The following is a 12888-nucleotide window of genomic DNA, read 5'->3' as shown; positions in this document are numbered from 1 at the left end:
ACGTATTTTTTGTTGCTGGAATGTTGATCTATGCAGGGTTTATGGTATAATCTCAATTTTATTTTTCATTTTAAATTAAATCCATTATTTGTGAGTTATTTTCAATTAATTATCATTTTTTTTCTGGCACAATTAGGCTGGAATCGCCATAAAACCTATATTTGCAGCCTAAATTTTTAAATAAATGAAAGAACTAATTGAAAAAATCAACGCAGAATTCGAAGCGTTCACAACTGAGGCAAACCAACAAGCGGAAAAAGGGAACAAAGCAGCTGGTACAAGAGCTCGTAAATCAGCTTTAGAACTTAGCAAACTGTTCAAAGAATTCAGAAAAGTTTCTGTAGAAGAAGCTAAAAAATAATTCACCTTTAACCGGCTTTTGAAGCCGGTTTTTTTATCCCTGTGTTTTCGTTACGATTCTTCTTACAGGTACTGATCTTCCATTTATCAATTCCGGGTTATATTGGTATTACTCACTTTATAGTCTTTTGCCTTTTATCTATATATTAAATTTTTCTTTCCGAATAGCAGTAATAATCTGTATAATGTGTATTTTAGAAATATAAATGATATACAGGATGATGAAATATTATTATTTGTTATTAGTCTTACTTTTTGATTTTTTTTCGGCTCAAAAAATTAGAGTTGTGGATTCAGAAAATGGGAACCCGATTTTCAATGCACGAATTCTTTTGATGAATAAGATCGTCTATACCAACGAAGATGGATGGGCGCCATTAGATCAAAATGCTATTAATTTTAAAGTTTCAGCATCAGGTTTTCAACAATCAAAAATTGATGAATTTCATTCTGCTGTAAAATTAAAAAGGATCTATAAAAGCATTGATGAAGTAAAATTAACCAAAGTAAATATTAGCGATATTTTTGAGGATGTAAGCAAAAACTATAGAAAAAGGTATTATGCTGAACCTTCTCTTTATGATGTTATTTATAAAGAAAAAAGAAGTGATAACAATAAACTTTATTTCCTGGTTATTGCAGAAACTAAATTATGGAGCAAAAGCAATTATTACAACCACAACAAAAGCTATGATAAGAATCTTCAGATGCAGCTTAATACTTTAAAGTACTTGAAAAATAAAAAATCAGACAGTATTTTTACTGCAGGAACAAAAGAATTTTCTGATGAATCTATGGGAAATTATTTTTTCAATTTTGAATTGGAGCGGGTACTAAGCCACGTGAGAAATAAAGAATCAAAGAATTCAGGATGGATGATTTTTGAAGAAGGAAATGAGCAATTGGTTACGTTTACAATTAAATCCGGATTGGGAATTGAAATGGAAGGTGAATTTAAATACAATAAAGTAGATAAAGTTATTACCTACTTTGAAGTCCATTATTTACAGGATCAATATCCATTAATGAAAAGAAAAACCGGAGAAGGTGAAGAATATGACTATCAACTTGGAAATGCTATACTTGTTTTTGATTTTTACAAAAATGGAGAGGTGTATGTTCCGGCATTAAGCAGACTTGAAGGAAATAAATATATCGCTTATTACAAAGGGGTAAAGCATGAGCGTAAAATCAGCCGGGAGCTTATCTATAATACCTTTAAAAAATCAGATGAAAAAGGACTCAATCCCAAAGTTGATTTTACTAAAAATATCTGGGATAATATTCCGGTTAATGAAAGTAAAAATACAACTATTTTACTTTCCGCGGAAGAGCAAACCTTTATCAACAGGAGATTACCGGATTTCGGATCCAAATAAAATGCAGTTTTTTATAATCTGTGTTGTAAATAATGAGGTTCTCGGTTGGTAATGCATTAATGTTTTAATAAAATACGTTCATTATTTGAATTAAAAGTCTTAAAATACCAGTGTTTAAAGACTTTTTTACCTTTATTCCTTTACCATCTCCACAATTTCCTTTATCTTTAAACCAATCAATATATACTATGAAGATAAATAGATTTTTTGCAGTACCGGCTGTAGTGTTGGCCGCCCAGTTTTCATGGGCTCAGGTAAAAGTGGATCAAACAGAAAAACTGGATCCTATCGTAAAAAGTTTTGTAGATGAAATCAACAGCAATTCCCAACTTGAAAACATGGCTTACGAGTTATTGGATGGGATAGGGCCACGTTTGGTGGGAACTCCGGAAATGTTGGCTGCCAACGAATGGAGTGCCGGCAAACTTCGCTCATGGGGTGTAGATGCCAACCTTCAGCAATTCGGAACCTGGAAAGGATGGCAAAGAGGAACAACCCATGTAGATATGGTATCTCCTCGTACAAAATCATTATCAGCAACACAGCTGGCATGGAGCCCTACTACCAAAAAAGCAATTGAGGCAGAGGTAATTATTCTTCCTAAAGTGGCAACAAAAGCCGAATTTGAGGCCTGGCTTCCTTCTGTAAAAGGAAAAATAGTGTTGATGGCACAATATCAAAAGATTGGCCGTTCGGATGAGCAGATCAAAGAATTCGCAACTCCTGAATTATATGAGAAGCTTAAATCCGAAAAAGAGCAGGCTACCAAAGACTTTGCTGCTTATATAAAGAATATCGGTTATGACAACAATACCCTTCCGGAAGCTTTAGAAAAAGCAGGAGCGGCAGGAATTGCCATCTCAAACTGGACAGGAATAATGGGAGCCAACAGAATATTTGGAGCGAAAACATCAAAAATTCCAATGATTGATATTGATGTTGAAGATTATGGAATGCTATACAGAATGGCAGAAAAAGGAGCTCATCCTAAAATTAAAATTGACGCCCAATCTAAAATACTTCCGGAAGCGAAAAACTTTAACACGATCGGAATGATCAAAGGAAAAGAAAAACCTGATGAATATGTGATTCTTTCTGCTCACCTTGATTCATGGGACGGAGCTCAGGGAGCTACGGATAACGGAACAGGAACTTTAACTATGCTTGAAGCGATGAGGCTTCTGAAAAAATATTATCCTAATAACAAAAGAACAATCGTTATCGGACTTTGGGGAAGTGAAGAGCAAGGCTTGAATGGTTCCCGAGGTTTTGTGGCAGACAATCCCCAAATTATTAAAGGAGTGCAGGCTGCTTTTAACCAGGATAATGGAACAGGACGTGTTGTGAATATCAGCGGACAAGGTTTTGTGAAAGCCTATGATTATGTCGGAAGATGGTTGGAAGGTGTTCCGAAAAACGTACGAGGACACATTAAAACCGATTTCCCGGGAATGCCCGGTGGAGGAGGATCTGACCATGCTTCGTTTGTAGCAGCAGGAGTTCCCGGAATTTCTTTAGGCTCTTTGAACTGGGGATATTTTGGTTATACATGGCACACGACCAAGGATACTTATGATAAAATCGTTTTTGATGAGGTAAAAAATAATGTGGTTTTAACAGCAGCATTGGCTTACATGGCATCGGAAGATCCTGAGTTTGTAAGCAGAGAAAAACGCGTAATGCCAAAAGATGAAAAAGGAGCCACGGTACAATGGCCGGAAGCAAAAGAGCCGAGAAGAAGCTCGAAAGATTATAAATAAAAGATTAAACTTAATAATAAAACTATAGTAAAGGTTGCCGGATAGGGCGACCTTTTTTAATTTATTAAAAAAAATACGTCAAGTTCTGGCGTTATCAGCCAGTACATTTGTTTTAAGAAATTCTTGCAAGAATATATATAACCTTTAATTTTTTAAAACGATGAGCAATACACTTAATTTGTTGGAAACAGGTGATTTTCCAACCTCTAATATTAATGTTAATCAAGTAGAAATGGTAACTCTGATTGACAAGTACACCAAAGAAATAGTTAATTTTAAAAAAGCTTCTTCAGGACCTTCGGTTATAGATGGAATTATGTATCTCAAGAAAGATGGGGTATTGTTTGAAAGAATATATAACGGAGTAATCAATGCTGAATGGTTTGGTCCCGGAAAAACAAATATTGAACTTCAGGCTGCTATTAATGCTGCTATTAAGAGCGATACGATTCTTATAAAAGGAAAATACAGATGTTCTGATCAAATTAAAATTAATAAAGATATAATGCTTTTAGGGCAGAATTATATCAACGGAAATGATGTTGGAGATAATGAGGGATCACGAATTATTTTTAACGATTTTACCAATCAGATTGCCAATTCCTGTATCGAAGCGGTAGCGAGCTTGTGTATCAAGAACCTTGCTGTTGTTGGAAGTGAGATCCCGGGAAAGATAGGGATCAACTTGATTGGAGTGCCGAATGGCACCACTGATCCAATTGGCAGTCTTACATTAGATTCTGCTATAGTACAAGATTTTGAGGTTGGAGTAAAGGTTACAGAAGGGTATTATAACAGGTTTGTTAATTCTTATATCGGATACTGTACGACCTGTCTGGTATTGGATAAATGTTATAATTCATTTGCAAGTTCATTATCAATAAGAGCAGGGTATTATAGTAAAAAAAATATAGATAATGGCGACCTGAATGATGGAATTGTTTTATATAATAAAGCCAATCTGACAATGTTTGGGGGAAGTGTGGAAAGCTTTTCTAATGCCGGTATTACTTTATATTCATCCAGAGTTTCGTGTTTTGGTGTTTATTTTGAAGGTGAGAAAGCAAATGATAAAACCTCATGTATCAGAATGATGAATAATAATTGTAGATCAACTACTATCGGCTGTCATACTTATTTGGTGTTGAAACGTACAAGTTCATTTATTCATGTTTTACCCACGGTAACCTCTGCACATGTCTATTCTAAAAATAATCATTTTGATTATGAGAATAATTGGTATACTTCGGTATACAAATTTGAAGCAACCGATTTTGAAGGATATAATATCGATATTTCTGGGGATAATTATCAAAATGGTCTTAATGCAGGGTCTTCTTATATCTCAATTACTTCTTCCTTACTTAAGAAAGGAAAAGGAATGATTCAAATTATTTATCCTTCAGGACATGAACTGGCCGGACTTAAGTTAACCAATTTGAATACAACATCTCCGTATCAGTACAATACTGTTACGGGTCAAGAAAACGGTATGATTACAACATTTGCTAATTCCGGCTATCCAGGTGATGATCCGGCAGGGCTTTATGGACAAATTGGCTACACGCCTTATACGGCTGTCTTTGAAAATGGCTCGTGGAAAAAAATTCCTAAATTATAAATTGATAAAACTTATAAGTTTAATAAATAAAAGGGTTGTCTCAACAGACAACCCTTCTATATTTTATTTTCGAAATTAAATGTAAAATTTTATATCCGGAAATGTTGAAACCGAAGGTTCATATTGACTTTCACTTAATTTTCCAAAACCGTATTGACAGAAAATAAAAGCTAGCTCATTCGTGCTGGCAGAGTCATGATCTGTCTGTGTGTCGCCAATGTACACAGATTCTTCCACGGATAGGTGATTCCTTTCCATGACTAGCTGTATATTTTCGGACTTTGCTTTTCTTGTACGGCCATGGGATTCAAAATCTTTGAAAAGATGATTGAACTGGTAGTATTCTAAAAAAGATTCAATATATCCGTCCTGGCAGTTGCTTACAATAAAGAGATTGTGAGTACTGGCAAGACTTTTTAGTGTTTCTTCTACACCATCATATAAAATACCACCCTGAATGCGCAATACCTTATTTTCCTGTGCTACAATTTCAGAAAGAATTTCCTCAACTTCCAGGTCCGTAATTCCGGGTACAATAGCCGGTACAATATCTTTAGCTAATAAACCCATATACTGATCCATGTCTTCGGGTTTCAAGTCTTTTTGAATCAGTTGATGTCTTTGCAAAACATCATTCCATATTTTAATAATGGTTAATCTGGGATCCCATAAGGTTCCATCCAGATCGAAAATTAAATTCTTATACTTCAAAGTCTTTCTTGTCTAATTTTGTGAATAATAACTTTTTTGATTTTTAACAAGCAATTATTTAACTATTAAGATACGTTCAGAGATTAAGGCTAATTATGGTAAAATCAAAGATTTATAATAAAGTAAAGCTTGACTTACTATTCTAAAAACCTTAGGATATCTTAATGATTAAATAAAGTATACTTATAAAATCATACTCAATTGCACTCTTTTTCTCGCCTCATCAACTTCCGTTACCTTTACTCTTACATGTTGATGAAGTTTTACCACTTCATTCACATCAGAGACAAAGCCTTCTTTCAATTGAGAAATATGAACCAACCCGCTTTCTTTGATTCCGAGATCTACAAAACATCCGAAGGCGGTAATATTGTTGACAATTCCCGGGAGAATCATTCCGGTTTTAAGATCTTTGATGCTTTTCACATGAGGGTCAAACTCAAATACTTTAGCTGCTTTTCTCGGATCTAATCCCGGTTTTTCAAGTTCTTTTAAAATATCCTTGATTCCCAGTATTCCGATTTCTCCGGTTATGTAGTTTTCCGGTTTTACTAAAGCTATTTTTTCTTTATTGGCTATTAGTTCATCGGTTTTAATTCCAAGATCTTTGGCCATCTTTTCTACAATTCCGTACGCTTCCGGATGTACGGCAGAATTATCAAGCGGGTTTTTTGCATTTGAAATCCTTACAAAAGCAGCCGCTTGTTGGAACGCCTTATCACCAAGCCTTGGAACCTTCTTCAATTGTTTTCTGTCCTCAAAACCTCCGTTTTCAGCGCGGTAATTGACAATATTTTCTGCCATTTTCTCACCGATTCCCGATACATAACTTAAAAGAGATTTGCTTGCGGTATTTAAATTAATTCCCACTGAATTTACACATTTCATCACAGTAGAATCCAGTTCATTTTTTAATTGACTTTGGTCTACGTCATGCTGATATTGTCCGACACCGATAGACTTCGGATCTATTTTTACCAATTCCGCCAGAGGATCAGAAAGCCTTCTTCCGATAGAAACAGCCCCACGAACGGTAACATCATAGCTAGGGAATTCATCTCTTGCGATTTTGCTGGCAGAGTAAACCGATGCTCCGGCTTCCGATACTACAAAAACCTGTAAAGGCTTGTCAAATGCGATTTTTTTAATGAAAAACTCCGTTTCACGGCTTGCAGTACCATTTCCGATAGAAATAGCTTCAATATTATAAGCATTTACCATGGATCTGATTTTCTTCATTGCCATTCCGGTCTCATTTTGCGGAGCGTGAGGGTAGAGGGTTTCATTATGAAGCAAATCTCCTTTTTCGTCAAGGCAAACGACCTTGCATCCGCTTTTGTAACCAGGATCAATCGCCAGAATTCTTTTTTCTCCCAAAGGCGGAGCCAATAATAACTGACTCAGATTTTCAGAAAATATCTGAATCGCTTTTTGATCTGCTTTTTCTTTGGCTTCCTGAAGGGCTTCATTTGAAATAGCAGGCTCTAAAAGTCTTTTGTAGCTATCCTTGATTGCCAGAGAAATTTGTTCAGAACTTTCATTATTAGATTTGATAATTGCTTTCTCGATGAAATCGATCGCTTCTTCCTTGTCAATTCCTACATTGGTTTTCACAAAACCTTCAGATTCTGCCCTTAACATTGCGAGAAGCCTGTGAGAAGGAGTTCTGCTAAGATTTTCTTCCCACTCAAAATATTGCGAGAATTTCTGGGCATCTTCCTCATCTTTTTTAGCCTTTACCACTTTAGAAGTAACCATGGCCTTACGTTGAAAAATCCGGCGAAGGTTTTTACGGACATACATATTTTCATTGATCCATTCCGCCATAATATCTCTTGCGCCCTGAAGAGCTTCTTCTTCAGAGGAAACGTCCTTATTAAGGTATTTTGAAGCCAGAAATAATACCTCATTATTCTTTTGGCTCATAATAATTTTGGCTAAAGGTTCCAGTCCTTTTTCCTTGGCCGCATCAGCTTTGGTTTTTTTACGTTTTTTGAAAGGCAGATATAAATCTTCTATTTCCTGTATATCAAAGCTTTCTTCAATTCTTTGTTGAAGCTCAGGCGTTAAAGCATTTTGCTCTTCTATTGATTTTAAAATGGATTCTTTCCTTTTAACAATTTCTTCGAACTGTTTGCTGATCTTTGAAATCTGCTCAATCTGTATCTCGTCCAGGTTACCGGTTCTGTCTTTTCGGTAACGCGAAATAAAAGGAATCGTGCAGTCTTCTGCCAGTAATTGTAAAGTATTGTTGATGCTCTTCTCAGAAATATTGAGTTGCTTCTGTATAAATTCTACGGTCGTCATTGTTCTGTTTTCGGAAAGCTAAAATAAGGTTTTGGAATGAGAAAAATGAAAAGAAACTACTTTCCTTCAAATAAAAAATCCCTGTAATAATACAGGGAATGCAATTCACAACTTATATAATAATTATTATAAAAAGTTTTAATAAAGAAAGCTAAACCTTTAGAAAAGGTCAGGAATAACTTTTGGACGGTGATTCCAGTTTACTTCCGGAAGTAAATTTTGCTTTCCATTGTAAATTTAATTTTATTTATTATATAAACAACCATTTTTATTCATATTTTTGAAAAACAGTATTTTAAATGTGAAAATTATGAAATAATAGTAAAAAAAATCCCACGGAGTACGCAGGACTAAAGATATTCTTCGGCTTATAGCCTTATTGTGAATTGCTTTGTTCAAAGATAAAAAATAATTTCATTGGAAGAATATGGGAACCCGTAATTGCTAAAAAATATTTATTCTTATTTTTAGAATTTGATAACCAATAGATACAAGATGAAAACATTAGGAATCGACCTTGGAACCAACAGTGTAGGTTGGGCCATTAGAAATACGGAATTACAGGATAATCAAATCGAAGATTGTGGCGTGATTACTTTTGAAAAAGGAGTAGCTTCAGAAAAAGGTATAGAATTTCCAAAGGTTCAGAAACGGACAGAGAGCAGGGGCAAAAGAAGAAATTATCAAGCTGAAAAATATAGAAAATATGCTCTGTTAGATTTTTTAATAGAGAAAAAAATGTGTCCTTTAACAATAGCAGAGCTTGATCGCTGGAGAAAGTATGAAAAAGGAAAACATAGAGAATATCCACAGTCTAAAGAGTTTATTGACTGGTTGAGATTTGATTTTGATGGAGATGGAAAGCCTGATTTTCATTTGTTTGATAAAGATAAAAATGAAAGTTATTATGTTTTCCGGGCGTTTTCTATTGAAGAAAATTATATACATGTTTTCAAAAGTAATCCTCAAATCTTAGGACGTGTCTTATATCAATTGGTTCAAAGGAGAGGATTTAAGGGAAGGGATGAAGAGGAGGCTAAAATAATACTTAACGGAAGTGAGAAAAGTGGTACAAAAGGAAGAGATGAAATAGAAAGTTTTATTGATTCTTATAGTACGTTGGGGGCCGCATTGTACTATTATCAAAAAGAAAATGGAGGAAGGATCAGGCAGCGTTATAATCTTAGGAAAGATTATGAAGCAGAGCTGAGACAAATTTGTAAAGTTCAGAGTATTTCTACTTCAGATTATGAGAAACTTTGGAAAGCTATTGTCTGGCAAAGACCTTTAAGAACTCAAAAAGGATTAGTAGGTAACTGTATTTATGAGAAAAATAAGAGAAGAGTAGCAGTAAGTCATCCACTGTATGAAGAATACAGAACATGGGTGTTCATCAATAATCTAAATATTGTACCCCCTCCGGATACAGAATTGTCAGATTATCTTCATGAAAGAATTTATCCATTGTTTTATAAATCAACGCCAGATTTTGAACTTAACGTGATTGATAAACAACTTGCAAAAGATGAGGCTAAAAGATTATCCGGGCATGTAGGTAAAACAAAAGTTATATCCGTAAAACTATTGAAGAGTTTTCATGATGTTTTCGGTGAAGGTTGGAGGGGGAAATTAAAATGGGATATTAATGGAGATAGAGCTGTACAACCCCTAAAAAAGGATCATAAAGATTACACTTTCGACGATTTATGGCATATACTTTTAACTTTTGATGGGCAGGAAAATCTTAAAAAGCTGGCTGTAGAGAAGTTGAAATTAGACGAAGAGAAAGCTATAAAATTTTCCAAAATAAAATTACAGCAAGGGTATGCAACATTAAGCTTATCTGCTGTGAAGAAAATTTTACCATATCTTCAGAAAGGGTTTCTGTATAGTCATGCTGTCTATCTGGCGAATTTGTATAAGGTTTTGGGTGAAAATGTGATATCAGGAACTTTAATTAATCATTTTGCAGAAGAAGTGAGCCTATTTTTACAAAAAGATTCTTTGAACAGAAAAGTTGCAGCTATTGTTAACGGTCTTATTTCTGAGATGCTCAATAGTAACGAAAGATACTATATTTCTGATAATAGAGATCTGGATAAGGATGAAAAAGAAGCAATATTGAATAAGATTATAGATAACTACGGTTTATTAAGTTGGGAAAGAATGAATGAAACAGAAAAATCAGAGGTAATTGAGAAGGTTTCAGTTCAGTATCTGGATTTTTTAAAAAAGCCAATAACATTAAAAAGTAATCTATTCATAAAACCAATAAGAATTCATGATCAGATTTTAAAATTCTTACAAGATACCTATCATGTGTCTGAGGATAGGAAGAAATATCTTTGGCATCCTTCAGAGCAGGAAAATTATTCTGAAGCTGAGGATTATTTTGAGTATTCTATTGGTAAGAAAATGTATTATTTAAGAGAAAATGAAGTTCCTAAATTTCTTTATAAAAATCCTGATGCTGAATTTGAAGGCAGGCAGATTAAGCTCTTGGGGAATCTAGAACCTTTAAGCAGAGGTTTTAAAAATCCAATGGCATTAAAATCATTATATAAACTTAAAAGCCTTATTAATTATTTTTTACAGCAAGATAAAATTGATGAAGAAACCAGAGTAGTAATAGAAATAGCCAGAGAACTGAATGATAAAAATAAAAGAAAGGCTATTGAAATCTGGCAGAAAGAAAGGGAAAGAGAAAATGAATCATATAGAAAAGAAATTCAAGAATATAGAGAGCAGTTTCCTCATATTGCTTTAATAGATGAAAGTACCATTATACGTAAATTAAGACTATGGCATGAGCAGAATAAGATCTGTGTTTATACCGGAAAGCTTATTTCTATAACAGATTTACTATCTAACAATAAATTTGATTTTGAACATACTATTCCGGCAAGTATAAGCTTTGATAACGAACTTAAAAATCTGACCATCACAGACGCAACTTATAACCGATTGTATAAAAGTAACAAATTTCCTACACAATTGTTGAATTATGAATCTGAGTCGGCTATCAATGGAGAGACTGTTAGCCCTATTATCAGAAATATTGAATTCCTTTTTGGAGAAAGGACTATTGAGCATAAAGAGATAAAAGGAAAGACCGAGACAATTATAAAATGGAAAAAAATAACTGAGCTTGAAAAGCAATATGATGATTGGAAGAAAAAAGCATCTTATGCAAGCTCAAAGGAAATAAAAGATAACTGCATTATTAAGTATCATACCATTAAGATGGATTTAGATTATTGGAGGGCTAAACTAACATCCTTTACCATTACTGAATATAAAGCGGGTTGGAGAAATAATCAACTTAGAGATGCTCAGATTATTACTAAATATGCTCTTCCATACTTTAAGACCATATTTAAAAACGTTTCAGTAGAAAAAGGAAGTATAACTGATATTTTTAAAAAAGTTTATAAAGTACAATCAACTAAAGACAAAAAAGATAGAAGCAAGCATAGTCATCATGCTCAAGATGCAGCTATTCTTACTTTAATTCCGAATGTTTTTCATAGAGAAAGAATTATTAAGCTGTATGAGGCAGAAATTGATAAGAGAACAGGTAATATTTATCACGAAAAACCTTTGGGTTGGGAAAGTTTCTCTGAAAAATATATACAGGAAATTCAAAATAAAATTCTAATTAATAACCTTGTGGATAATAGGACTGTGACTCAAACTTATAAAGTTCCAAGAAGAAGGGGTAAAATAGATCATATCAAGGCTCAAGATGAACAAGGGAATTATAATTATAAACTTGATAGCGAAGGACAAAAGATACCTAAAGTAGCAAAAGGCGATACGATCAGAGGGCAGTTACATGGCGAAACTTTCTATGGAGCAATAAAACAACCTGTAAGAAATGATGAAGATCAGATTCTGTTTGATGAAAATAAAAAAATGATCTTAAAGGATGATATTTTTGTTGTAGTGAGAAAGCCGTTGCTGTATAAAAATGATGCTAATTCTCCAGGTTTCAAAACAATAGAGGAAATAGAGAAGATCATTGTAGATAAAGCCTTATTTAAAATGATAAAGAAGCAAGTTGATAACTCGGATCTTAAAACAGCTCTTACAGATGGGGTTTATATGTTAAATGCTGAAGGAAATGAAACTGGCCAAAAGATAAGAAGGATCCGATGCTTTGAAAAACAATTGAAATATAAAACTGCAGTAAAAATCCATAAACATCAGTTTGAGTCTAAAAAAGATTATAAAAAGGCAACCCTGGCTGTTAACGGAGAAAATCCATACTGTCTTTTCTACAAAAGTGATGAGGGGAGAGCAATGAAAGTATTGTCAATTATTGAACTCTCAGAATTAAAACTTAAAAATCTGAAAGATCTCTATAATGAGCCTGAATTTTTATCATCTGAAACTGGAAAAGGGAAAAATAAATCTGCTATTCCGTTATATTCAATTTTGAAAAAAGAAGATAAGGTCATTTTTTATAAAAATTCTATTAATGAATTAAAAGATTTGGATACTGAAGAATTATCCCGAAGAATGTTTAAAGTTTACCAATTTGAAGGAGACTCAAATAGAATGAAATTTAGACATCATTTAGCTGCAGGGATAGACACCGAATTAAAAAAAGAAAATAAAGAATATTCAGCGGTTGATTTTGAAGAAAAGCAGATGTTTTTAAGATTGAGCCAAGGACAATGGAATTTTGCCATTGAACACAAAGATTTTGAACTGACACTCAGCGGAAAAATAAAATGGAATTTATAAA

The 12888-nt window shown here is 33.7% G+C and carries 7 protein-coding genes; 5 read left to right on the top strand and 2 right to left on the bottom strand.

Features of this window, described 5'->3' with window-relative positions; translation table 11 throughout:
• Positions 1-184 precede the first annotated feature (184 nt).
• The 4 genes from EG342_RS19770 to EG342_RS19755 all read left to right on the top strand — a co-directional run bounded on the left by EG342_RS19770 (position 185) and on the right by EG342_RS19755 (position 5120).
• Positions 185-361 carry a histone H1 gene (locus EG342_RS19770; RefSeq protein ID WP_027373301.1) on the top strand — a complete coding sequence of 59 codons (177 nt, stop codon included), beginning with the start codon at positions 185-187 and terminating at the stop codon, positions 359-361.
• A 286-nt stretch (positions 362-647) separates the two neighbouring features.
• Positions 648-1739, top strand: coding sequence for a peptidase associated/transthyretin-like domain-containing protein (locus EG342_RS19765; protein ID WP_123868138.1), 1092 nt, complete (start codon positions 648-650; stop codon positions 1737-1739).
• A gap of 188 nt (positions 1740-1927) precedes the next feature.
• Complete coding sequence (locus tag EG342_RS19760; protein ID WP_103292751.1) at positions 1928-3499, top strand: M20/M25/M40 family metallo-hydrolase; 1572 nt, start codon at positions 1928-1930, stop codon at positions 3497-3499.
• A 160-nt stretch (positions 3500-3659) separates the two neighbouring features.
• Positions 3660-5120 carry a hypothetical protein gene (locus tag EG342_RS19755; RefSeq protein WP_103292750.1) on the top strand — a complete coding sequence of 487 codons (1461 nt, stop codon included), beginning with the start codon at positions 3660-3662 and terminating at the stop codon, positions 5118-5120.
• Between the two features lie 75 nt (positions 5121-5195).
• Here EG342_RS19755 and EG342_RS19750 read toward each other — a convergent pair whose 3' ends face one another.
• A complete protein-coding gene (locus EG342_RS19750) occupies positions 5196-5831 on the bottom strand; it encodes an HAD family hydrolase (RefSeq protein ID WP_103292749.1) in 636 nt (211 codons plus the stop codon).
• Positions 5832-6014: 183 nt separating this feature from the next.
• A complete protein-coding gene (locus tag EG342_RS19745) occupies positions 6015-8138 on the bottom strand; it encodes a Tex family protein (protein ID WP_103292748.1) in 2124 nt (707 codons plus the stop codon).
• A gap of 495 nt (positions 8139-8633) precedes the next feature.
• Between EG342_RS19745 and cas9 the strand changes: the two genes are divergently transcribed.
• Positions 8634-12887, top strand: coding sequence for a type II CRISPR RNA-guided endonuclease Cas9 (gene cas9, locus EG342_RS19740; protein ID WP_103292747.1), 4254 nt, complete (start codon positions 8634-8636; stop codon positions 12885-12887).
• Position 12888 lies beyond the last annotated feature (1 nt).

Source organism: Chryseobacterium lactis, assembly GCF_003815875.1.
GTDB classification, from domain to species: Bacteria; Bacteroidota; Bacteroidia; order Flavobacteriales; family Weeksellaceae; genus Chryseobacterium; species Chryseobacterium lactis.
The sequence above is the reverse complement of the archived record's forward strand: the minus strand, read 5'-3'. Positions and strand labels throughout refer to the sequence as shown.